The organism is Microbacterium sp. NPDC087592 (assembly GCF_044743585.1).
Lineage (GTDB): Bacteria > Actinomycetota > Actinomycetes > Actinomycetales > Microbacteriaceae > Microbacterium.
The window spans coordinates 278,846-302,554 of the sequence record NZ_JBIUWT010000003.1; the positions used below are offsets into that span (position 1 = coordinate 278,846).

Annotated in this window: 20 protein-coding genes; 17 read left to right on the top strand and 3 right to left on the bottom strand. The window is 68.6% G+C overall.

From position 1 onward, the window contains the following. The first annotated feature begins 43 nt into the window (after positions 1–43). The 6 genes from ACIOTO_RS17680 (at position 44) to ilvC (ending at position 7,504) form a co-directional block, all read left to right on the top strand. Positions 44–1,450 carry a trehalose-6-phosphate synthase gene (locus tag ACIOTO_RS17680; RefSeq protein WP_105709816.1) on the top strand — a complete coding sequence of 469 codons (1,407 nt, stop codon included), beginning with the start codon at positions 44–46 and terminating at the stop codon, positions 1,448–1,450. 52 nt (positions 1,451–1,502) lie between these two features. Continuing rightward, positions 1,503–2,300, top strand: coding sequence for a trehalose-phosphatase (gene otsB, locus ACIOTO_RS17685; protein ID WP_400858758.1), 798 nt, complete (start codon positions 1,503–1,505; stop codon positions 2,298–2,300). Between the two features lie 9 nt (positions 2,301–2,309). Further along, entirely contained in the window at positions 2,310–4,028 is a 1,719-nt protein-coding gene (gene ilvD / locus ACIOTO_RS17690) for a dihydroxy-acid dehydratase (RefSeq protein WP_029263579.1), read from the top strand. Positions 4,029–4,079: 51 nt separating this feature from the next. Further along, on the top strand, positions 4,080–5,882 hold the full coding sequence (locus ACIOTO_RS17695; protein WP_029263578.1) for an acetolactate synthase large subunit: 1,803 nt from the start codon (positions 4,080–4,082) through the stop codon (positions 5,880–5,882). A gap of 3 nt (positions 5,883–5,885) precedes the next feature. After that, a complete protein-coding gene (gene ilvN, locus ACIOTO_RS17700; RefSeq protein ID WP_029263577.1) occupies positions 5,886–6,395 on the top strand; it encodes an acetolactate synthase small subunit in 510 nt (169 codons plus the stop codon). Positions 6,396–6,475: 80 nt separating this feature from the next. Continuing rightward, a complete protein-coding gene (gene ilvC / locus ACIOTO_RS17705) occupies positions 6,476–7,504 on the top strand; it encodes a ketol-acid reductoisomerase (protein ID WP_029263576.1) in 1,029 nt (342 codons plus the stop codon). A gap of 80 nt (positions 7,505–7,584) precedes the next feature. Here the strand turns inward: ilvC and ACIOTO_RS17710 are convergent, their stop codons facing one another. After that, the gene (locus tag ACIOTO_RS17710; RefSeq protein WP_400858759.1) at positions 7,585–10,419 is read right to left on the bottom strand and encodes an FAD-binding and (Fe-S)-binding domain-containing protein; all 2,835 of its coding nucleotides are present in this window, start codon (positions 10,417–10,419) and stop codon (positions 7,585–7,587) included. 73 nt (positions 10,420–10,492) lie between these two features. On the opposite strand from ACIOTO_RS17710, the gene ACIOTO_RS17715 reads away from it, so the two are divergent. Then, entirely contained in the window at positions 10,493–11,155 is a 663-nt protein-coding gene (locus tag ACIOTO_RS17715; RefSeq protein ID WP_400858760.1) for a GntR family transcriptional regulator, read from the top strand. 13 nt (positions 11,156–11,168) lie between these two features. Here the strand turns inward: ACIOTO_RS17715 and ACIOTO_RS17720 are convergent, their stop codons facing one another. Further along, positions 11,169–12,110 (bottom strand): hypothetical protein, encoded by a 942-nt coding sequence (locus ACIOTO_RS17720; RefSeq protein ID WP_400858761.1) that lies wholly within the window; start codon positions 12,108–12,110, stop codon positions 11,169–11,171. Positions 12,111–12,195: 85 nt separating this feature from the next. Between ACIOTO_RS17720 and ACIOTO_RS17725 the strand changes: the two genes are divergently transcribed. From ACIOTO_RS17725 to serA, 3 genes are all read left to right on the top strand, one after another. Next, a complete protein-coding gene (locus tag ACIOTO_RS17725; protein ID WP_262000836.1) occupies positions 12,196–12,660 on the top strand; it encodes a hypothetical protein in 465 nt (154 codons plus the stop codon). Continuing rightward, positions 12,657–12,992: a hypothetical protein gene (locus tag ACIOTO_RS17730; RefSeq protein ID WP_029263571.1), complete on the top strand. Its 336-nt coding sequence runs from the start codon at positions 12,657–12,659 to the stop codon at positions 12,990–12,992. Before ACIOTO_RS17725 ends, ACIOTO_RS17730 begins: the two co-directional genes overlap by 4 nt. Before the next feature lie 123 nt (positions 12,993–13,115). Next, complete coding sequence (serA, locus tag ACIOTO_RS17735) at positions 13,116–14,720, top strand: phosphoglycerate dehydrogenase (RefSeq protein ID WP_400858762.1); 1,605 nt, start codon at positions 13,116–13,118, stop codon at positions 14,718–14,720. A 64-nt stretch (positions 14,721–14,784) separates the two neighbouring features. Here serA and ACIOTO_RS17740 read toward each other — a convergent pair whose 3' ends face one another. After that, entirely contained in the window at positions 14,785–15,327 is a 543-nt protein-coding gene (locus ACIOTO_RS17740; protein WP_262000838.1) for a TetR/AcrR family transcriptional regulator, read from the bottom strand. Between the two features lie 95 nt (positions 15,328–15,422). On the opposite strand from ACIOTO_RS17740, the gene ACIOTO_RS17745 reads away from it, so the two are divergent. The 7 genes from ACIOTO_RS17745 (at position 15,423) to gltX (ending at position 23,624) form a co-directional block, all read left to right on the top strand. Beyond that, the gene (locus ACIOTO_RS17745) at positions 15,423–16,958 is read left to right on the top strand and encodes an MFS transporter (RefSeq protein ID WP_105709822.1); all 1,536 of its coding nucleotides are present in this window, start codon (positions 15,423–15,425) and stop codon (positions 16,956–16,958) included. A 79-nt stretch (positions 16,959–17,037) separates the two neighbouring features. Next, positions 17,038–18,081, top strand: coding sequence for a 3-isopropylmalate dehydrogenase (locus tag ACIOTO_RS17750; RefSeq protein ID WP_400858763.1), 1,044 nt, complete (start codon positions 17,038–17,040; stop codon positions 18,079–18,081). Between the two features lie 60 nt (positions 18,082–18,141). Further along, positions 18,142–19,242, top strand: coding sequence for a branched-chain amino acid aminotransferase (locus tag ACIOTO_RS17755; RefSeq protein WP_029263566.1), 1,101 nt, complete (start codon positions 18,142–18,144; stop codon positions 19,240–19,242). 29 nt (positions 19,243–19,271) lie between these two features. Further along, positions 19,272–20,048 carry a fumarylacetoacetate hydrolase family protein gene (locus ACIOTO_RS17760; protein WP_029263565.1) on the top strand — a complete coding sequence of 259 codons (777 nt, stop codon included), beginning with the start codon at positions 19,272–19,274 and terminating at the stop codon, positions 20,046–20,048. After that, positions 20,045–21,304, top strand: a complete 1,260-nt coding sequence (locus ACIOTO_RS17765) for an MFS transporter (protein WP_400858764.1) — start codon at positions 20,045–20,047, stop codon at positions 21,302–21,304. The genes ACIOTO_RS17760 and ACIOTO_RS17765 overlap by 4 nt, the downstream gene beginning before the upstream one ends. Before the next feature lie 71 nt (positions 21,305–21,375). Further along, on the top strand, positions 21,376–22,065 hold the full coding sequence (locus tag ACIOTO_RS17770) for a class I SAM-dependent methyltransferase (protein ID WP_400858765.1): 690 nt from the start codon (positions 21,376–21,378) through the stop codon (positions 22,063–22,065). 53 nt (positions 22,066–22,118) lie between these two features. Beyond that, complete coding sequence (gene gltX, locus ACIOTO_RS17775; protein ID WP_029263562.1) at positions 22,119–23,624, top strand: glutamate--tRNA ligase; 1,506 nt, start codon at positions 22,119–22,121, stop codon at positions 23,622–23,624. Positions 23,625–23,709: the final 85 nt, after the last annotated feature.

Consider the following 23,709-nt stretch of genomic DNA (forward strand, 5'->3'; position numbering starts at 1 on the left):
TCCTGGGTAGGTTTGATTTCACCGCTGATGTGAGGAGTCCCCCTTGACCGCCGCAGATTTCGTCGTCGTCGCCAACCGCCTGCCGGTCGACCGGGTGGAGGGACCTGACGGCGAGGAAGTCTGGCGCACGTCTCCTGGTGGGCTCGTGGCCGCCCTCGAGCCGATGATGCGCAACGTGCGCGGGGCCTGGGTGGGCTGGGCAGGGCAGGCCGACGTCGAGCTCACGCCGTTCGAAGCCGGTGGTATCGAGCTGGTGCCGGTCGCACTGAGTGCGCAGGAGGTCGCGGAGTACTACGAGGGCTTCGCCAACGACACGATCTGGCCGCTGTACCACGACGTGATCGCGCCGCCGCAGTACCACCGCGAATGGTGGGACGCGTATGTCAGAGTCAACCGTCGGTTCGCCGAGGCTGCCGCCGCTGCCGTGGCGGAGGAGGGCACCGTCTGGGTGCACGACTACCAGCTGCAACTCGTCCCGCAGATGCTTCGTGAACTGCGTCCGGACGTGACGATCGGCTATTTCCACCACATCCCGTTCCCGGCTCACGGTCTCTACGCCCAGTTGCCGTGGCGGGATCAGGTGCTGCGCGGGCTGCTCGGTGCCGACGTCATCGGCTTCCAGCGCGCTCAGGACGCCACCTACTTCCTCACGGCCGTGCGCCGCAGACTCCGCTACGACGTCAAGGGACCGAACGTCTCGGTGCCTGACGGGGAGGGGACCCGCACGGCGCTGGCGCGGGCGTTCCCGATCTCCATCGACACGACGCCGTATCTCGAGCTCGCGGCCCGTGAGGACGTGCGTGCACGCGCCGCCGAGATCCGCGCGAGCCTCGGCAACCCGAAGCGCATCCTGCTCGGCGTCGATCGACTGGACTACACCAAGGGCATCCGCCACCGCATCAAGGCCTACGGGGAGTTGCTCGCAGAAGGGCGGCTCAACGTCGAGGACGTCACGCTCGTGCAGGTCGCGAGCCCCAGCCGGGAGCGCGTCGACGCGTACGTCCACCTGCGCGATGAGATCGAGCTCGCCGTCAGCCGCATCAACGGCGACACCGACACGATGGGCCACTCCGCCATCCGGTATCTGCACCAGGGGTATCCGCGCGAGGAGATGGTCGCCCTCTACTTGGCCGCCGACGTGATGCTGGTCACCGCATTGCGCGACGGCATGAACCTCGTGGCCAAGGAGTACGTCGCCAGTCGCGTGGACGATCGCGGCGTCCTCGTGCTCAGCGAGTTCACCGGGGCGGCGGACGAGCTCCGGCAGGCGGTGCGGGTCAACCCGCACGACATCGAAGGGCTCAAAGACGCGATCATGACCGCGGTGGAGATGCCCCCGGCCGAGCAGGGACGGCGTATGAGATCGCTGCGCCGTCGTGTGCTGGACAACGACGTGAACGCCTGGTCCTCCTCGTTCCTCGCCGCCCTGTCCGAGGTGCGCGCGCGCTGAGCACCCGCGGGGCCGCGATACTGGGAACGAACCCCCTGTGATTGGAGAACCTGTGACGCGCCCCTGGATCCCCGGAACCGCCGATGACGACCTGAGTGCCCTGGCGGCGACGCCGCGCCTGGTCGTTGCCCTCGACTTCGACGGCACCGCCTCGCCTCTCGTGCCTGACCCGATGGCTGCGCGCGCGCTTCCCGAGGTCGCGATCCAGGTGGAGCGGCTCGCGTCGCTTCCCGACACCGTCGTGGCGTACGTCTCCGGACGCAGCATGCACGACCTGCGGGTCATCACCGAACACACCGACGACTCCGCCATCGCCCTCGCGGGTTCCCACGGCGCGCAGTACTGGTTCCCGGGTGAGGGAGATGCCGAGATCGCGGGCGACGTCACCGAGGACGGTTCGCGTGAAGCGCTGTGGGCAGCTGCGAAGCCGATCATCGAGCGCTTCGAAGGTGCCGAGTTCGAACCCAAGACCTTCGGCATGGGCGTGCACACCCGCCGCGCGGACCGCGAGACCGAGGAGCGCGTCTTCGCCGAGATCGACGCTCTGGTTGCCGAGCGCTTCCCGCACTGGCGACGTCGGGCCGGACACCGCGTGCTGGAGTTCTCCTCGCGTGCAGAGGGCAAGGACGCGGCCATGACGGCGCTTCGTGAGCGCTTCGATGCCACCGGAATCCTGTTCGCCGGTGACGATGTGACCGACGAGGATGCGATGCGCGTGCTCGGCGAGGGCGACCTCGGCGTGCGCGTCGGTCCGGGGGAGAGTGCTGCGGCGCTTCGTGTGGACACTCCACAACAGATCGCCGCGCTTCTGGAGGCGCTGGCGGACGAACGCACCTCCGCACGGCAATAGACTTCCGTCATGTCCTCGCATGATCCCTCCCAGAGCGCGCCCATCGACATCAAGCCCCGCAGCCGCGTCGTCACCGACGGCATCGAGGCCACGACCTCCCGAGGCATGCTCCGTGCCGTCGGGATGGGGGATGCCGACTGGGACAAACCGCAGATCGGCATCGCGTCCAGCTGGAACGAGATCACTCCCTGCAACCTGAGCCTCGATCGGCTCGCGCAGGGCGCCAAGGAGGGTGTGCACTCCGGGGGCGGCTACCCGCTGCAGTTCGGCACGATCTCCGTCTCGGACGGCATCTCGATGGGGCACGAGGGGATGCACTTCTCGTTGGTTTCCCGTGAGGTCATCGCCGACTCCGTCGAGACCGTGATGATGGCCGAACGCCTCGACGGCTCCGTCCTGCTCGCCGGCTGCGACAAGTCGATCCCGGGCATGCTCATGGCGAGCGCCCGCCTCGACCTGTCGAGCGTCTTCCTCTATGCCGGCTCGATCGCGCCGGGGTGGGTCAAGCTCTCCGACGGCACCGAGAAGGACGTCACGATCATCGACTCGTTCGAGGCGGTCGGCGCCTGCCGTGCCGGTCTCATGAGCGAGGAGGACCTCAAGCGCATCGAGTGTGCGATCGCCCCGGGTGAGGGGGCCTGCGGTGGCATGTACACCGCCAACACGATGGCATCCGTCGCCGAGGCGCTCGGTCTCAGCCTCCCCGGTTCGGCCGCTCCGCCCGCCGCGGACCGTCGGCGCGACTACTTCGCCCACCGCTCGGGCGAGGCCGTCGTGAACCTGCTCCGCCAGGGCATCACGACGCGCGACATCCTCACCAAGGAGGCGTTCGAGAACGCGATCGCCCTGGCGATGGCGCTCGGCGGCTCCACGAACGTGGTGCTCCACCTGCTGGCGATCGCTCGCGAGGCCGACGTCGACCTGAGCCTGCACGACTTCAACCGCATCGGCGACAAGGTTCCCCACGTCGCCGACATGAAGCCGTTCGGCAAGTACGTCATGAACGACGTCGACCGTCACGGCGGCATCCCCGTGATCATGAAGGCGATGCTCGACGAGGGCCTCCTGCACGGTGACGCACTCACGGTCACGGGCAAGACGCTCGCCGAGAACCTCGCCGACCTCGACCCGCAGCCGATCGACGGCGAGGTCATCCACACGTTCGACAACCCGATCCACGCGACCGGCGGACTCACGATCCTGCACGGTTCGCTGGCTCCTGAGGGTGCCGTCGTCAAGACGGCCGGCTTCGACGCCGCCGTGTTCGAGGGCCCCGCCCGCGTGTTCGAGCGCGAGCGCGCCGCCATGGACGCCGTCGCGGAGGGCGAGATCGAGCCCGGTACCGTCATCGTCATCCGCTACGAGGGGCCCAAGGGCGGACCGGGTATGCGCGAGATGCTCGCCATCACCGCGGCCATCAAGGGCGCTGGACTCGGAAAAGATGTACTACTCTTGACGGACGGACGATTCTCAGGCGGCACAACCGGCCTGTGCATCGGCCACATAGCACCCGAAGCGGTGGACGCAGGTCCCATCGCCTTCGTGCGCGATGGTGATCTGATACGGGTCGATATCGCAGCTCGCTCTCTCGATCTACTCGTCGACGACGCAGAGCTCGCCTCCCGCCGTTCTGGCTGGGAGCCGCTTCCCCCGCGCTACACCCGAGGCGTTCTTGCCAAGTACTCGCGCCTCGTGCGGTCCGCCGCCGAGGGAGCGACCACCGGCTGACCCGGACGCTCCGGCATCCGGTGTCCTCCACAGATCATCAGAAGGAAAGTCATGACTGCTGACTCCGCCCCGGCTGTGCCGAGGCCGCCCGCCCGTCAATCCTCTGCTCCGGAGATCACCGGCGCCGAGGCCGTCGTCCGCTCGCTCGAGCTGCTCGGTGTCACGGATGTCTTCGGCCTGCCCGGCGGAGCGATCCTCCCCGTCTACGACCCGCTGATGGATGCCAAGGATCTGCGACACATCCTGGTGCGGCACGAGCAGGGAGCCGGTCACGCGGCCGAGGGGTACGCCTCCGCGTCCGGCAAGGTGGGCGTGTGCATCGCCACCTCCGGCCCGGGTGCGACGAACCTCGTCACCGCGATCGCCGACGCCTACATGGACTCGGTGCCGATGCTGGCCATCACCGGTCAGGTGTTCTCGACCCTGATGGGGACCGATGCGTTCCAGGAAGCAGACATCGTGGGCATCACGATGCCGATCACCAAGCACTCGTTCCTGGTGAAGGACGCGGCCGACATCCCGGGCGCGATCGCCGCGGCGTATGAGATCGCCGGCACCGGTCGTCCGGGTCCCGTGCTGGTCGACATCACGAAGGATGCGCAGCAGGCGACGGCGCCGTTCGTGTGGCCGCCCAAGATCGATCTCCCCGGCTACCGCCCGGTGACCAAGGCGCACGGCAAGCAGATCCAGGCCGCAGCCACCCTGCTCGCCGAGGCCAAGAAGCCGGTGCTGTACGTGGGCGGCGGAGTGATCCGCGGCAAGGCGTCGGCCGAGCTCCTGGAACTCGCGGAATCCACCGGAGCGCCGGTCGTCACCACGCTGATGGCCCGTGGCGCGTTCCCTGACTCGCACCCGCAGCACCTCGGCATGCCGGGCATGCACGGCACGGTTCCCGCCGTGCTGGCGCTCCAGGAGGCCGACCTCCTCGTCTCGCTCGGCGCACGGTTCGACGACCGCGTGACGGGCAAGGCGGCGCTCTTCGCGCCGAACGCCAAGGTCGTGCACGTCGACATCGACCCCGCGGAGATCTCGAAGATCCGCACCGCGGATGTGCCGATCGTGGGAGATGTCCGCGACGTGCTGACCGATCTGGATGCCGCGTTCCGCGGTGCCACCGCCAGCGCGAAGCCCGACATCGAGGAGTGGTGGTCGTACCTCGATGGCCTCCGCACCGAGTTCCCGCTCGGCTACGCGCCGACGACCGACGGCCTCCTCGCTCCGCAGTACGTGATCCAGCGCATCGGCGAGCTCACCGGTCCCGAGGGCATCTTCGCCTCGGGTGTTGGCCAGCATCAGATGTGGGCGGCGCAGTTCATCAAGTACGAGCGCCCGAACGCCTGGCTGAACTCCGGCGGTGCCGGCACCATGGGCTACTCGGTGCCCGCGGCGATGGGTGCGAAGGTCGCAGAGCCGGAGCGTCACGTCTGGGCGATCGACGGCGACGGCTGCTTCCAGATGACCAATCAGGAGCTCGCGACCTGCACCATCAACAACATCCCGATCAAGGTCGCGATCATCAACAACTCCTCGCTGGGCATGGTGCGCCAGTGGCAGACGCTGTTCTACGACGGCCGCCACTCGAACACCGACCTCAACACCGGGCACGGCACGGTCCGAATCCCCGACTTCGTGAAGCTCGCCGAGGCGTACGGCTGCCTGGCGATCCGCGTGGAGAAGGAGGAAGAGGTGGATGCCGCCATCCAGCTCGCGCTCGAGACGAACGACCGCCCCGTGGTGATCGACTTCGTCGTGAGCGCCGACTCCATGGTGTGGCCGATGGTCCCGCAGGGCGTCAGCAACAGCTACGTCCAGTACGCCCGCGAGCACGCGCCCGACTTCGACCAGGAGGACTGATCCATGTCGACTCACGTGCTGAGCCTGCTGGTGGAGAACACCCCAGGACTCCTCACCCGCGTCGCCGGGCTGTTCGCCCGTCGCGGCTTCAACATCGACTCCCTCGCCGTCGGCGTGACCGAGGTGCCCGGTATCTCCCGCATCACGGTCGTCGTCGACGTCGAGGAGCTGCCGCTCGAGCAGGTCACGAAGCAGCTCAACAAGCTGATCAACGTGATCAAGATCGTCGAGCTCGATTTCTCGACGTCGGTCCAGCGCGAGCACATGCTCGTGAAGGTGCGCACCGACAACGCCACGCGCTCGAACGTGATCGAGGTGGTGAACCTCTTCCGCGCGTCGGTGGTGGATTACGCCTCGGATGCGCTCGTGATCGAGGTGACCGGCGACAAGGGCAAGGTCGACGCCATGCTCCGTGCACTGGAGCCCTTCGGCATCAAGGAGATCGCGCAGTCGGGTCTTCTCGCCATCGGGCGCGGCGGTAAGAGCATCACCGAACGCGTCCTGCGCGGCTGACCATCCCGAGCAACACAGTCTTCGCCGCTCCTGGAGCGCGCGAATCCCGACGAAACGCAAAGAACAAGGAGAAACACACAGTGAGCACCGAGATCTTCTACGACGCCGACGCAGACCTGTCCCTGATCCAGGGCAAGAAGGTCGCGATCGTCGGCTACGGCTCGCAGGGCCACGCCCACGCGCAGAACCTGCGCGACTCGGGCGTCGAGGTCGCCATCGCACTGAAGGAGGGCTCCAAGTCCGCCGCGAAGGCCGAAGAGGCCGGCTTCCCCGTGAAGACCGTCGCCGAGGCCACCGAGTGGGCCGACGTCATCATGATCCTCGCGCCGGACCAGCACCAGCGCATCATCTACAGCGAGTCCATCGCGCCGAACCTCACGGCCGGCAAGACGCTCGCCTTCGCACACGGCTTCAACATCCGCTTCGGCTACATCGACGCCCCCGAGGGTGTCGACGTGATCCTCGTCGCTCCGAAGGCTCCGGGCCACACTGTCCGTCGCGAGTTCGTCGCCGGCCGTGGCATCCCCGACATCATCGCCGTCGAGCGCGACGCATCGGGCCACGCCTGGGACCTCGCCCTCTCGTATGCGAAGGCCATCGGCGGCACCCGCGCCGGCGTCATCAAGACGACCTTCACCGAAGAGACCGAGACCGACCTGTTCGGCGAGCAGGCCGTGCTCTGCGGTGGCGTGAGCCACCTCGTGCAGGCTGGCTTCGAGACGCTGACCGAGGCCGGCTACCAGCCGCAGATCGCCTACTTCGAGGTGTTGCACGAGCTCAAGCTCATCGTCGACCTGATGTGGGAGGGTGGCATCGCCAAGCAGCGCTGGTCGATCTCCGACACCGCCGAGTTCGGCGACTACGTCTCGGGCCCGCGCGTCATCGACGAGCGCGTCAAGGAGAGCATGCAGGGCGTGCTGGCCGACATCCAGTCGGGCGCCTTCGCGAAGCGCTTCATCGACGACCAGGACAACGGGGCCGAGGAGTTCCTCGCCCTGCGCGCCAAGGAGGAGCAGCACCCCATCGAGGTCACCGGCAAGGAGCTGCGTTCGCTCTTCGCCTGGAAGCAGCAGGACGAGGACTACGTCGACGGCAGCGCTGCGCGCTGACCTGAGTCCAGCCTGACCTGAGTCAAGAAGAACGGGCGCCCCCTCGGGGGCGCCCGTTCTTTCGTCTTCATCCCGGCGGGTCAGGCCCGGGTGAGTTCCTCGAGGATCTCGATCACGTGCCGGTAGGGGCGGCCGGTGGCCCTGGTCATCCCGATCTCGCAGGTCCGGTTGGCCGACACGAACGCATCGAAGCCGCCAAGTTCGACCTCTGCGGCAGCGATCTCGGCGGACTCCTGCGCGGTCGCACTGGCGGTGAGTTCCGGATGCAGCATCCCGCGGTCACCGGCGAACGCGCAGCAGCCCCAGCCCTCCGGGATGAACACGTCGTCGGCGACGGCGGCCGCGATCTCGGTCAGAGCGCCCGTCGCCCCGAGGGCGGTCGTCGAGCACGTCGGGTGTAGGGCCACGGTCGGAAGCTTCGCCGGCACGGTCAACCGCGGCAGCACCTCTCGGGCGACGTACGTCGTCGCATCCTCGATCCGGAGCCCGGCGTACTTCGGACTCTTCGCCACGGACTGCGCGAGCATCACATCGAGGCCCTCGGTGCAGGATGCGGCGTCGCACACCACGGGGAGCTCGCCCTGGCGGCTCGCCTCCCACAGAGAATCCAGCACCCGGTCGGACATGAGCCGGTAACCGTCGAGGTGGCCCTTGGACTTCCAGGGCGTGCCGCAGCAGAGGCCGCCGTTCTCCTCAGGGATCACGATGGGGATGCCGGCGCGTTCCAACAGCTCGCGCAGCGCGTCCCTCGATCCCTGGCCTTCGCCCTCCGCGCCGAACATCGTGCCGATGCACGCGCCGAAGAACACGACCTGCGCATCGCTCGGGGCTGCGGGGAGCGGAGGCTTCGACCCGCCGCGGGGAAGTCCGGCGTCGTAGAGCGGGAGCGTGTCGGCACCCAGAACGGCGCGTCCCACCCGGGTCACTCCGCGGACGAGAGGAGCCGGGAGCGCGTCGGCGACCGTGAGGGCGATACCGCCGGCCCGGGTGACCGTGCTCCAGTGCTTGGCCGCCGTGCCCCAGAGGGCACCCTCGACCGCGTTCGACTGCTCGGCCCGCAGCCGACGAACCAGGTCGCCGGTGTTGATGTCGACCGGGCACGCCACACCGCACATGCCGTCGACGGCGCAGGTCTGCACGCCGTCGTAGTCGTAGTCCTTCTGCAGGTCCCGCAGCAGCTCGGTGTCGCCCTGCTCTTCGGCCCAGGCCATGTCACGGCGGATCACGATGCGCTGGCGCGGGGTGAGCGTGATGCTCTTGCTCGGACACGTCGGCTCGCAGTACCCGCACTCGACGCAGCGATCGACCTCGTTCTCGACCGTGGGAACGCGTTTGAGGTCGTGCAGGTACGAATCGGGGTCGTCGGAGAGGACGACGCCGGGGTTGAGGATGCCGTCGGGATCGAGCAGGCCCTTGATCTCCCACATCATGTCGGTCAGCTCGTCGCCGTACTGGCGGCGCACGAACGGCGCCATGATGCGACCGGTTCCGTGCTCGGCCTTCAGCGAACCCTGCTGGGACAGCACGAGGTCGACCAGGTCGTCCGTGAACCGGCGGTAGCGGGCGACGCTGTCGGCGTCGTCGAAGCGCTCGTTGAGCAGGAAATGGACGTTCCCGTCCTTCGCATGACCGAAGATGACCGAGCCCTCGTAGCCGTGCTCGGCGAACAGTTCGATCAGTCGCTCACAGGTCGCGAGCAGGCGGGGGACAGGGACGACGATGTCTTCGAGCAGAGCGGTCGTGCCGGAGGGGCGCGCACCCGCCACCGCCGTGTAGAGACCCTTGCGCACATGCCACAGCGCGGCCCGCTCGGCGGCGTCCGTCGTGAGTCGAGGCGCCACGGCCAGCGGCAGGGCCTCGAAATGCACCTGGGCGGCGGCGCTCGACTCCGTGAGGGACGCAGCATCGGAGGCGTGGACTTCCACGAGCAGGGCCGCATGCCCCTGGACGTCGATCTCCGCGATCGCCGCCGGGACATCGCTCAGACCCTGTGCCACGCGCAGCGATGCGGCATCCATCAGCTCGATCGTCGCGAGGCCGAGACGCGTGAGGTCGGGGAGTGCGGTCATGGCGGCCGACAGCGTCTCGAACACGAGCAGACCGGTGGCGATCGCCGGACGAACCTCGATCGTGCGGAACCGTGCCTCGGCGACGAACGCGAGGGTGCCCTCGGACCCGATGATGAGGTGCTCGAGGATGCGCACCGGATCGTCGAAGTCGAGCAGGGCGTTGAGGCCGTAGCCCATGGTGTTCTTCATCGAGAACTGCTGCCGGAGGAAGGCGACGTGCTCCGGTGCGGCGAGCAATCGGGCGCGCAGGGCCAGGAGCCCGTCGGCGATCGCCGGTTCCGCGGCGCGCAGCAGCTCGTTCGCGTCGGGTCGTCCGGTGTCGAGGATCGTCCCGCTCGGGAGCACGATCGTCATCGATTCGATGGTCTGGTACGAGTTCTCGGTGATGCCGCAGGCCATGCCGCTGGAGTTGTTCGCCACGACCCCGCCGATCGTGCAGGCGATCTCACTCGCCGGGTCGGGCCCGAGCTTGCGGCGGTGGCGTGTCAGCCGGGTGTTGACCTGGCGAACCGTGGCTCCGGGACCGACGCGGACGAATGCGCCGTCGTCCTCCACGCGGATGTCGCGGAAGTGGCTGCGCGTGTCGACGAGGATGTCGCCGCTGACGCTCTGCCCCGACAGGCTCGTCCCGCCGGAGCGGAAGGTCATCGTGCGTCCCGCCGCGCGCACGGCGCCGAACGCACGGGCGACGCCCTCGGCATCCGCGGGGGAGAGCACCGCATCCGGGATGAGCAGGTAGTGCGAAGCGTCGTGTGCCCGGGCGAAGCGGTCGATGGACCGGGAGTGCACCTCGGTCGTGGGGCCCAGCAGTGCGGGATCCAGCGGTTCGGCGAGTGTGGTCGGCACGGTGCTCCTCTGCTCCGTCGAAAGATTGTCTGACAAGTGTACCGACGGCGGGGCGTTTCGTTAGACTGACCGGATGACCATGAGCTCGGACGCGCCGCTCGGCATCGTCGGCGTGGTCGACGCCGTCACCGCTCAGCTGCGCGGACGCATCCTCCGCGGCGAGATCGGCTCCGGCACGCCGCTCACGGAGTCAGCCGTCTCGCAGACGTTCGGGGTGGCCAGGCCGAGTGCGAAAGCAGCCATCGAACAGCTCGTCGCCACCGGACTCCTGGTGCGCACCGCGCATCGAAGCGCCCGCGTCGTCGGGATCGACTCCGAGACCGTGCGCGACGTCTACCGCACGAGGACACGGCTGGAGAGCGCGGCGCTGCGCGAACTCGCCGTGACCAGGACCGTTCCGGACGCTGCCCGCGACGCCAACGCCGAGATCCTCGCGATGCCGGCCGGCCCCGACCCGGCGACTGTCGGCCCTGATCTGCGCTTCCACACCGCGCTCATCGACGCGCTCCAGAGCGAGCGGACCGGTCGCATGTACCGCAGCGTCCTCGACGAGGTGCGACTGTGCATGGCGCAAGTGCAGGGCCGCCGCCTGCTCGACGCTGCGGTGATCGCTGCCCAGCACGCCGACATCCTCGACGCGGTCGAGTCCGGAGAGGGCGAGCGTGCGGCCGCCCTCCTCGAGGCGCATCTCACTTCGGCCGAGGAGAGGCTCGTCGAAGCGCTCGACGCTGACTAGAGCCGATCGGCCGTCACTCGGCCGGGGCCTCGTCGACGACGATGGGCGCTTCCGTGGAATCCGCCCATTCCGGCGCGGGGAGGACGGTGTCCACCTGCCCCGCCTGGATCGCTCGCAGCGCCTCGGTGATCTCCTCGTCGTTCTCGGGAACGGGAAGGTCGCATGCACGCAGCTCGGAGGCGAACTGCAGCGTCAGCCGGTTCTTGCCCGCTTCCACGGCCTGTGCCGTCGTGCCGGTGATGATCTCGCTGCCGGTCTGGATCGCGGAGACCTCATCGCAGACGTGGTACACCTTGCCGCCCTCGACCCACACGACCTCGTCCTTGCCGAGCAGCTGGATCACGGCGGACTGATCGGCCGTGTACTGCTCGACCGACGGCGGAGCGAAGTCGACGCCGAGGACGACGGCGAGAGCCGCGAGAGCTACTCCGACGATGCCGGCCGTCGTCTTCTGGCCTTTGTCCATGTCCTTGTTGAGGAAGATCAGGATGACGAGGGGGAGGAAGGCGACGATCGCGATGATCGCGCCGAGCTGGTTCTGGACGAAGAACCGTGTCTTGTCGGACTTCCGCGCGGGGTCGAGGCGATTCGCCTTCTTCCAGAGCACGGACCCGGTGATCGAGAGTGCGGCGATCACGACGAGCAGCACGAGGAGTGCGATGAACGCCCACTGCGGGAACGTCGCCGTGACGCCGTGCTCCTCGAGCAGTCCGGTGTCGGGGTTGCGGAGGAGCTGTCCGTCCTCGCCGACGTAGACGCGCTGGCGCAGCAGCCAGAAGATGCCGACGGCTTCGCCGATGATCGCGACGGTCCAGAGCACGGCGGCGATCCAGCGGAAGCGGGTGGCCTTCGCTTTCGCCTCGGGAGTGGGGACCCATCCGGCGGGCGGCTCGGTGTTCGTGCTGCTCGCCGCAGGCCGCTCGACGTCGGCGTTCTTGTTGTCGCTGTCGGCCACGGTGCTCCCCTTTTCCTTCCGGTGCCCGCCATACCGGCTCAAGGCAACCCCGAGCATAGTGGACCGGGTGTCCTACTCTGGGGAGATGACTTCCGATTCCGACGACGCCCTCAGTTGGGAGGGCGACGACGCCGCGGCGCCGCAGGATCGCGCCCTTCCGCACGGCTGGAACGCCGTGGGCAGGGGCAGCGAAGAGGTGGGGACGGTCGAGGATGACGGCACCGTCACCCCCGCTGCGACCGACGAGCCGGCGGGCATGAGCACCATGATGCTGTTGATCCTCGGGGTCGTCGGCGGCGTCTATCTCCTCTACACGATCGGCTGGATCGTCGGCGGACTGCGACTCAAGCCGCTGGCCTCGTTCCTCGTCGACGACGCCATGTTCCTGCCGTGGTTCGTGCTGGCGATCGCCGCGCCCGCGCTGTGGTTCCTCGCGACCTGGGTCCTGACCCGGGGGAGGGCCGCGTGGATCCGCGTCGCCGTGCTGCTCGCGGGCGTGGTCCTCCTCGTTCCCTGGCCCTTCGTCACCGTGGGGGTGATCGGATCGTGAGTGCGTCTTCCGCTCCTCAGCAGGTCTCGGCGGGCTCGCCCCGCTGGCTCGTCGGACTCGTCATCGGGCTGGCAGGGCTGTTCTACGCCTACGCGGTGTGGAACGCCGTCGCCCACCTGATCACGATGGCGCAGACCGGATTGACCGGAGGGGGATGGGCGACACTCCTGTTCGGCGTCGCCTTTCCCGCCATCGTCTTCGCGTTCGCGTTCGTGATCGGTCGACGACGCAATGTCGGAGAGCTCTCCCTGGTGTTCCTCGCGGGACTCGGCATCGTCGCGGTCTTCTGGATGAGCCTCATCGCGCTCAGCCTCACGATGCCGAGCGCCTGAGTCGCACGCGGTCACACGGCACGGAGGGCCTCGAGCGCTCGGGTAGAGTTGACGCGATCGCGCCCCCATGGTGTGCGGCGCATCGGCCACTCCCGCCTGCCGCGCTGCCCCGAAGGATCCACTGTGCCGAAGCCTGTCGTGCTCATCGCCGAAGTACTCTCTCCCGCCACGATCGACGCTCTCGGTCCCGACTTCGACGTCCGCGATGTCGATGGCACCGACCGCGAGGCGCTGTTCGCGGCACTCGCGGATGCCGACGCCGTGCTGGTCCGCTCGGCGACCCGCATCGACGAAGAGGCTCTGGGGCACGCCCCGAAGCTCAAGGTCGTCGCCCGTGCCGGAGTCGGCCTCGACAACGTCGACATCAAGGCGGCCACGGCTGCCGGCGTCATGGTCGTCAATGCGCCGACCTCCAACATCGTCTCCGCCGCCGAGCTCACGGTCGGCCACATCCTGAGCCTCGCCCGCCGCATTCCCGCCGCGCACGCCTCGCTCTCCGCAGGCGCCTGGAAGCGCAGCTCCTTCACGGGAGCCGAACTCTTCGAGAAGACGGTCGGCATCGTCGGCCTCGGTCGCATCGGTGCGCTCGTCGCCGCGCGCCTTGCCGCTTTCGACATGCGTGTCGTCGCCTACGACCCCTACGTCACCTCGGCGCGCGCCCAGCAGCTCGGCGTGCAGCTCCTCTCGCTCGATGAGCTCGTCGCCGAGTCCGACTTCCTCACGATCCACATGCCGAAGACGCCGGAGACCACCGGCATGATCGGTGCCGAGCAGTTCAAGGCCATGAAGCCGACCGCGTTCGTCGTCAACGTCGCGCGCGGCGGCCTGATCGACGAGGAGGCGCTGCACGCCGCCCTCGTCGCGGGAGAGATCGCCGGTGCAGGCCTCGACGTCTTCACCTCCGAGCCCCCCGCAGAGGGTGGCACCGCTCGTCCGCTGCTCGATCTCCCCAACGTCGTCGTCACCCCGCACCTCGGTGCGAGCACCGAGGAGGCGCAGGAGAAGGCCGGCGTCTCGGTCGCCCGATCCGTGCGTCTCGCGCTCGGCGGCGACCTGGTGCCCGACGCGGTCAACGTCGCCGGCGGTGTCATCGACCCGTACGTGCGCCCCGGCATCTCGCTGGTCGAGAAGCTCGGTCAGATCTTCGCGTCGCTGGCGACCTCGCCGCTCACGAGCCTCGACGTCGAGGTGCACGGTGAGCTCAACGACTACGACGTGAGCGTGCTCAAGCTCGCCGCTCTCAAGGGCGTCTTCACGAACATCGTCAGCGAGACCGTCTCCTACGTCAACGCGCCGCTCCTCGCCGACCAGCGCGGCATCGCCGTGCGCCTGCTCAAAGACGACGTGAGCGATGAGTATCGCAACGTGATCACGCTCGCCGGCGCGCTGTCGGACGGGTCCCAGCTGTCGGTGTCCGGCACGCTCACGGGCCCGAAGCAGGCCGAGAAGCTGATCGGCATCAACGATCACGCGCTCGAGCTGCCGATCGAGAAGCACCACGTCGTCATGCTGTACACCGACCGTCCCGGCATCGTCGCGGTCTACGGTCAGAAGTTCGGCGAGGCGGGCATCAACATCGCCGGCATGCAGATCGCCCGCGAGGCGGCCGGTGCGCAGGCGCTCAGCGTTTTGACGCTGGACTCCCCGGTGTCCGACGAGCTGCTCGACGACGTGCGCGACGCGATCGACGCCGACCTGTTCCGTCAGATCGAGATCACCGAGGTCTGATCGAAGGCTGCAGACAGGAGGGCGGGAGCGTGATGCTCCCGCCCTCCTCTGTAGGGTGTTGCGGTCAGGCTGTCGCCTTCAGCACCAGCGCGATCAGCTCGGCGAGCTCGTCGCTGCGGGGGACCAGACGCTCGGGCCCGTGCACGTCGAGCGAGTTGTTGAAGTAGAGCCCGTCGCTGACCAGCATCACGAGGTCGAGGCTCGCCGTGTCGCGCACGTGCGGACGGATCGTCTCGGCCCACCGTCGCCGCGTGTCGCGGAGCATGTCGGCTGCCGGCACGGATCCGCCCTGCGCGAGTCGGGTCGCGGCGATGAGTGCGCGGTCGAGTGCGTCGTCTTCCATCACCGATGTGCGCACGTAGTACGCGACGGGGCCTTCCTCAGCGGACGACATCCGTTCCAGGTCGAGTGTCGTGAGGTTGTCGAGGCGCTCCATCAGCCCGGCTTCGAGGTCATCCTTCGAGCCGAAGTGGTAGAGGAGCCCGCCCTTCGACACTCCCGCGGCCTTGGCCGTCGCGTCGAGTGTCGCCGCACGTTCGCCGTCTTCGATGAGGATCGCTTCGAAGGCGTCGAGCACTTTCTCGCGGGCGAGGGGAGGTCGGGGCATCGTGGATCCTCTGCACAGGGAAGCGGCGGGAATTCTGTTACTATACCATCCGGACGGTTCACTAACGATGCCGCCGTAATTGTGAGAGGTGTTCCATGACCCGTACTGCGTCGATCCCGACGACAGAGACGGATGCTCCCCGCGTCGGAGCCCGTGGCTGGGCGGCGCTTGTCGTCCTCATGCTGCCGGTGCTGCTGGTGTCGGTGGACAACACGGTGCTGAGCTTCGCGCTCCCCGAGATCTCCATCGCGCTCGCCCCCACCGGGGCCGAGCAGCTGTGGATCATCGACGTGTACCCCCTGGTGCTCGCCGGGCTCCTGGTGACGATGGGCACGCTGGGCGACCGCTTCGGCCGCCGGAAGATGCTGCTGATCGGTGCGACCGGCTTCGCCGCCGTGTCGGCTCTCGCCGCCTTCGCGCCGACGGCCGGGCTGCTCATCGCCGCCCGCGCGCTCCTCGGTTTCTTCGGCGCCATGCTGATGCCGTCGACCCTCTCGCTGCTGCGCTCGATCTTCCAGAACCGCGACCAGCGCCGCATGGCGATCGCGGTGTGGGCCTCGGCGTTCTCCGCCGGTTCCGCCCTCGGACCCATCGTGGGCGGATTCCTCCTCGAGCACTTCGCCTGGGGATCGGTGTTCCTCATCGCCGTCCCCGTGCTCATCCCGCTCCTGATCGCGGCACCGCTGCTCGTCCCGGAGAGCCGCGACCCGAACCCGGGCCGCATCGACCTGATCAGCATCGCGCTCTCGATGGCGACCATGATCCCCGTCGTCTACGCGATCAAGTCGCTGGCCGTCGACGGACCGAGCCTCACGGCCGGCGCATGGGCTCTGCTCGGCTTCGGCATGGGGTACCTGTTCGTCCGTCGCCAGCTGCGCTCCCGGTCGCCGATGCTCGATATGGCGCTGTTCCGGCGAGGCTCATTCTCCGGGGCGATCCTGGTGAACCTCCTCAGCGTCGTCGCGCTCGTCGGCTTCCTCTACTTCGTGTCGCAGCACCTGCAACTGGTGCTCGGACTGTCGCCGATGATGGCGGGCTTGGCACTCGTCCCCGGCATGCTCGCGATGATCGTCGCCGGCCTCTCGGTCGTGCCCGTCTCGCGCCGAGTGCCGCCGCACATCGTGATCCCGGTCGGACTCGCGTTCTCGGTGGCGGGCTACCTGATCGTGGCATTCACGACCCACGCGCACGGAGTGCTTCCCCTCGTCATCGCCTTCGTCGTGCTCGGCATCGGCATCGGGGCGGCGGAGACGATCTCGAACGAGCTGATCCTCTCCAGTGCCCCCGCGGCGAAGGCCGGCGCGGCGAGTGCCGTCTCCGAGACAGCGTACGAACTCGGCGCCGTGCTCGGCACCGCGGTGCTGGGCGGCATCATCACCGCGTTCTACCGCGGCGCGCTCGTGCTGCCCGAAGGGCTGCCGGCCGATGTGGCGCACGCGGCGGGGGAGACCCTCGCCGGCGCCTACACCGCGGCGCAGGCGCTTCCGGAGCAGCTCGGGACAGCGCTGTGGGATGCGGCTGCTGCCGCGTTCGGCTCCGGTGTGATGGTGACGTCGCTGATCGGCGCTGCCCTCGTGGTCCTCGCCGGTGTCATCGCGGCCGTCACACTGCGCAAAGCCCCCTCGCACTGACCAGTACGCTGGGAGGACCGGCCCGCTCGACCCCGTCGGGCCCGGCCGGTCCATCCCCGTGCAGTGCGCAAGGAGTCTCATGTCGCGTGTCGTGAAGCTGGCCGTCATCCCCGGTGACGGCATCGGTCCCGAGGTCATCGCCGAGGCGGAGAAGGTGCTCGACGCCGTCACCGCGTCCAGCGATGTGGTCTTCGACAAGACCCGTTTCTCGCTGGGTGCCGGGCGCTTCCTCGAGACCGGCGACACCCTCACCGACGACGACCTCGCATCGATCGCCGCGAACGATGCGATCCTGCTCGGTGCGGTCGGAGGCACGCCGGGCGACCCGCGTCTGAAGGATGCGAACATCGAGCGGGGACTGCTGCTGAAGCTGCGCTTCACGCTCGACCACTACGTGAACCTGCGTCCGTCGAAGCTCTTCGCGGGCGCGCCCGGCCCCCTGGCGGATCCGGGTGAGATCGACTTCGTCGTGGTCCGCGAAGGTACGGAAGGCCCCTACGTCGGCAACGGCGGTGCGATCCGCAAGGGCACGTCGCAGGAGGTCGCGAACGAGACCTCGGTGAACACGGCCTTCGGTGTGGAGCGCGTCGTGCGCTACGCCTTCGATCTCGCCGAGCGCCGCCGCAAGAAGCTGACTCTCGTGCACAAGACGAACGTGCTCGTGCACGCAGGAGCCATCTGGCAGCGTGTCGTCAACGAGGTCGCCGCCGAGCACCCCGACGTGACCGTCGACTATCTGCACGTCGACGCGGCCACGATCTTCCTGGTCACCGACCCCTCGCGCTTCGACGTGATCGTCACCGACAACCTGTTCGGCGATATCCTCACCGACCTCGCGGGAGCCGTGACCGGCGGTATCGGACTCGCGGCGTCGGGGAACATCAACCCCGACGGCGCGTTCCCCTCGATGTTCGAGCCCGTGCACGGTTCGGCGCCCGACATCGCGGGCCAGCAGAAGGCCGATCCGACCGCGGCGATCCTCTCGATCGCACTGCTGCTCGACCACCTCGGCCTCGCAGGGGAATCCGCACGCGTGAGCGCGGCGGTCGAGGCCGACATCGCCGCACGCACGGCGGCACGAACGACGGCGGAGATCGGCTCCGCGATCACTGCGCGCCTCTGACTGCAGGCGTAGGCTGAACGGGCGCGACGATGCGCCCACCCACGAGGAATGGATGATGAGATGACGACCATCGATGCCGAGGCGACCGTGGCTCCCCTGGAGTTCCTCGTCATGAAGAACCTGAACGCTGTGTCACCCGACCGTCTCGCCGAGGCGCTGGAGAATCCGGGCTTCGGCGTGGTCTTCACCGATCACATGGTCGACATCTGCTGGTCCGCCAAGGGCGGGTGGCACCGCCCGCGCGTGCAGCCGTACGGTCCGATTCCGCTGGACCCCGCCGCATCCGTCCTGCACTACGCGCAGGAGATCTTCGAGGGCATCAAGGCCTATCGTCACGCCGACGGCTCGATCCACACGTTCCGTCCCGACCGCAACGCCGCGCGCCTGCAGGCCAGCGCCCGCCGACTCGCGCTGCCGGAGCTGCCGACCGAGTACTTCATCCAGTCGCTGCGCGAGCTCATCGCCGTCGACGGCCGCTGGGTGCCGACCGGGGCGGACCAGAGTCTCTACCTGCGGCCCTTCATGTTCGCCAAGGAGGCCTTCCTCGGCGTCCGCGCCGCCCAGAAGGTCGCCTACTACGTGATCGCCAGCCCTGCGGGCGCCTACTTCACCGGCGGCGTCAAGCCGGTGCGCATCTGGCTCTCCGAGGAGTACGCTCGCGCGGGCAAGGGCGGCACGGGCAAGGCGAAGACCGGCGGCAACTATGCCTCCAGCCTGCTCGCACAGAGCGAGGCCAGCGCGAAGGGCTGCGACCAGGTGGTCTTCCTCAACGAGAAGCGCGACGTCGAAGAGCTCGGCGGCATGAACGTCGTCTTCGTCTTCAAGGACGGCCGGGTGGTGACACCGGAGTCGGACAGCATCCTCGAGGGCATCACGCGCGACTCGCTGCTGCAGCTCGCGGAGGACCGCGGCTACACGGTCGAGAAGCGTCCGATCTCGATCGACGAGTGGCGTGAAGGCGTGGCTTCCGGAGACATCGTCGAGGTGTTCGCCTGCGGCACCGCGGCAGTCGTCACTCCGATCGGTGCGCTGGTCGGCGACGGGTTCGACGAGCCGCAGCCGCTGGGCGAGCTCGCCCTCTCGCTGCGTGAGGAGCTCACCGACATCCAGTACGGTCGCCGCGAAGACAAGCACGGCTGGCTCCTGCGTCTCGACGCCTGAGCCGCGGGAGCGCTCGGTAGGCTGGATCCATGAAGATCGCCCGGTTCAGCCACGACGAAGCCATCATGTACGGGATCATCGACGAGCGCGAGCTCGTGGTGCTCGCCGGAGACCCGATGTTCACCGGGTACGAGACCACCGGCGCGCGTGTGCCGCTCGCGGATGCTGCGCTGCTCGCCCCGGTGATCCCGCGGTCGAAGGTCGTCTGCGTCGGCAAGAACTACCACGACCACGCCGCCGAGATGGGGGGAGTGGCTCCCGAGGAGCCGCTGCTCTTCCTGAAGCCCAACACCTCGGTGATCGGCCCCGGCGACGCGATCGTGCGTCCGACCCTCTCCGAGCGCACCGAGTACGAGGGTGAGCTCGTCGTGGTGATCGGCAAGATCGCGAAGAACGTGAAGGCCGAGAACGCACTCGACTACGTGCTGGGCTACACGATCGGGAACGACGTGACCGCGCGTGACCTGCAGCGCAAGGACGGCCAGTGGTCGCGTGCGAAGGGCTTCGACACGTTCTGCCCCCTCGGGCCGGTCATCGAGACCGATTTCGACCCGGCGAACGCCACCATCGAGACCCGCGTGAACGGAGAGGTGCGGCAGCATGCACCTCTGACCGACATGATCCACTCCGTGCCGGCGATCATCGAGTACGCCTCCGCCGTGTTCACCCTGCTGCCCGGAGACGTGATCATGACGGGGACGCCGGCCGGTGTCGGCACGTTCGAGGCCGGCGACGTGGTCGAGGTCGAGATCTCGGGACTGGGCATCCTGCGCAACAGCGTGCGCGACGCCGTACCCGCACCATGAGCGATGTCGCCCTGACGGCGACGCAGCAGGCGACCGTCCAGCGGCGGACCGTACTGGTGCTGTCCTTCGGGCAGGTGCTGGGCGGCATCGCCTTCGGCGCCACGGTGTCGCTCGGCGCTCTTCTGGCGGCGGACATCTCGGGGAACGATGCGCTCTCCGGCCTGGCGACGGCGTCGGTCACGTTGGGAGCGGCGGCGTGCGCCATTCCGCTCGCGCGTCTCGCCGCGCGCGTCGGACGGCGTCGGGCACTCACCCTCGGCAACCTGTTCGCGCTGGTCGGCATCGCTGTCGTCATCCTCGCCGCCTCTGTGCGGGTCTTCCCCCTGCTGCTGGCGGGCATCCTGATGATCGGCGCCGGCAACGCGGGCAACCTGCAGTCCCGGTTCGCGGCCACGGATCTGGCAGCACCTCAGCATCGCGGCCGTGATCTCTCGATCGTCGTCTGGTCGACGACCATCGGCGGGGTCGCCGGGCCCTTACTCCTCGGTCCCGGAGAGATCGTGGGGCAGGCGGTCGGCATGCCGCCGCAGACCGGCTCCTATCTGTTCTCGTTCGTCGCGCAGTGTGCGGCTCTGGTGCTGTACCTCGTAGCCCTCCACCCCGATCCGCTGCTCGCTGCGCAGCGTCTCGCGAAGGTGGCGGCGGCGACGACCGGGGCCGTGGTGCTCGACCGCCCTCGTGTAGCGCGCTACGCGATCTTCGCGGTCGCCGGATCCCACGTGGTGATGGCGTCCGTGATGGCGATGACGCCCGTGCACCTCTCGCACATGGCACATGGCGCGCAGGGCAGGGCAGCCACTCCGGCCGATGTGTCCGCGCTCGTCGGCATCACGATCGCTTTGCACGTCGGCGGCATGTACGCTCTGTCGCCCGTGTTCGGCGTGCTCGCCGATCGCTGGGGGCGTCTGCGCGTGGTGCTGTTGGGTCAGGTGCTGCTCGCCGGTGCGCTGGCGTTCGCCGTGTTCGCGGGCACGGAGGCCTGGGGCGTGATGGTCGCGCTCATCCTGCTGGGGCTGGGCTGGAGTGCGGCGACGGTCGCCGGTGCCGCGCTGCTCACCGAGGCGTCCGCACCGGAGCTGCGCACCCGCCGGCAGGGCCGCAGTGACTCGCTGATGAGCCTCTCGGCGGCAGCCGGATCGGTACTGGCCGGGGTCGTCCTGGCGAACTTCCAGTACGCGGGGCTCGGTGTGGCCGCGTTCATCCTGGTGATCGCGATCGTCGCGCTGTCTCCGCTGGCTCGCTCCGGCACCCGATGAAGGACTGGGCCGGGGTCGGGGAGGCATACGCCGCCTCGTACGCGGACCTCTGCGCAGGGACCTTCCCCGTGATGCGTGACGCGCTGGGCACGCCTGGCGACCGCAACCTGCTCGATGTCGGTGCCGGCGACGGCACACTCGCCGAAACGTGGTCGGTGGGCGGATGGGATGTCACCGCCTGCGAACCGGAGGCGTCGATGCGCGCCGTCTCGCGGCGGCGGCATCCTGCGATCGAGCCGGTCGACGGTGCACTGCCCGATCTTCCGTTCGCCGACGGCACGTTCGACGTCGTCGTCGCGAACTTCGTGCTGAATCACGTCGCCTCGCCACGCGAATCGGCCGCCGAACTGCGCCGGGTGAGTCGCGGCATCGTCATCGCGACCACCTGGACGCTGTCGCCCTCCTGGCTCTGGGCCGAGATCACGGGACGTGCCGGGCTGAAGCCGTTCGCGGGCGCGAGGCTTCCGGCTGCGGAGGACTTCGAGCGGACGCCCGAGGGTTTCGCACGGATGCTGAGGGAGGCGGGCCTGGGCCATGTCGGCGTCGCGGAGCATGAGTGGACCTGGAACGCGCGACCCGAGGCGCTCTGGGCATCGGTCGAAGGAGGTGTCGCCGGTGCGGGCGCCCTATACGCCGGACTGGATGCGGGCGATCGGCGACGTTTCCGCGCGGCCTTCGACTTCGTCGTCGAGCAGCGGCGGAGAGGTGGCGTTCTGCCCCTCGAGCACCGGGCGGCGATAGCCGTGGCGACGGACGCCTGAACGCCCACCGCCCGCCAGCGGAGACGACCTCGTCCCCGTAGAATCGAAGGGCTATGGCTACCCCTCACCCCCTCACCACGACTGTCAGTGGTGCCGACGTCCGCGTCCGCTTCTGCCCATCGCCGACCGGGCTGCCGCACGTCGGCATGGTCCGCACGGCGCTCTACAACTGGGCGTACGCACGCCACAACGGCGGGAAGATGGTGTTCCGCATCGAGGACACCGATGCCGCCCGCGACAGCGAGGAGAGCTTCCGTCAGCTCGTCGATGCGCTCACCTGGCTCAAGATCGACTGGGACGAGGGTGTCGAGGTCGGCGGACCCCACGCTCCGTATCGGCAGTCCGAGCGCCACGACATCTACCGTGAGGTGATCGACAAGCTCATCGCCACCGGGGCGCTGTACGAGAGCTACTCGACGGCGGAGGAGATCGACGCGCGCAACGAGGCCGCAGGCCGCGCCAAGCAGCTCGGCTACGACAACTTCGACCGCGACCTCACCGACGAGCAGAAGGCGGCGTTCCGCGCCGAGGGCCGCCAGCCCGCCCTGCGCCTGCGCGTGCCGGACGAGGACGTCACCTACGTCGACCTCATCCGCGGCGAGGTCACGTTCCCCGCGGGTTCGTTCCCCGACTTCGTGGTCGTGCGGCCGAACGGCGTGCCGCTGTACACGTTCGTGAACCCTGTCGACGACGCGCTCATGGGCATCACCCACGTCCTGCGCGGCGAAGACCTCATGCCCTCCACCGCGCGCCAGCTCTCGCTGTACGCGGCGCTGATCGACGCCGGTGTCACGACCTTCGTGCCGCGCTTCGCGCACATGCCGCTCGTGCTGGGCGAGACCGGCAACAAGAAGCTCTCCAAGCGCGACCCGCAGGCCGACCTGTTCCTGCACCGCGACCGCGGCTTCATCCCCGAGGGGCTGTTGAACTACCTGGCGCTGCTCGGGTGGTCGATCGGTCCGGACCGCGACGTGTTTTCGCTCGACGAGTTCACCGCGGCGTTCGACATCGAGAACGTCAATCCGAACCCGGCACGCTTCGACCAGAAGAAGGCCGAATCGATCAACGGCGACCACATCCGGATGCTGGGGGAGAAGGACTTCGCCGAGCGGACGATCCCGTATCTCGCGGCGGCCGGCCTCTTCGACGAGCCCACGCACGAGCAGCTCGTGATGGCCTTCCGGGTCGCACCGCTCGTGCAGGAGCGCGTACAGCTGCTGGGCGAGGTCCCCGGCATGGTCGGGTTCCTGTTCGAGGACGAGGTCTCCTACGCCGAAGACGCGCTCAAGGGTCTGCCGGCGAATGCTGCCGAGGTCCTCGACGCGTGCGTCAGCGCCCTCGAGCCCGTGGAGGATTTCGTGCCCGAGAAGATCCAGGAAGCGCTGGCCACGGCGCTCGTCGAGAAGCTGGAGCTCAAGCCGCGGATTGCTTACGGGCCGCCGCGGGTCGCCATCACCGGCCGTCGGATCTCGCCGCCGCTGTTCGAGTCGATGGAGCTGCTCGGCAAGGATGAGTCCCTGCGTCGTCTGCGGTCGCTCTCGGCATTCCTCGCGAGCTGAGCGCGACGCGCCCGAGCGGCGGTGCGCACCGGTGGTTTTGGTGTTCCGCCGTCGCTCGGGTAAGCTTGAATCTCGGTGCGAGGCT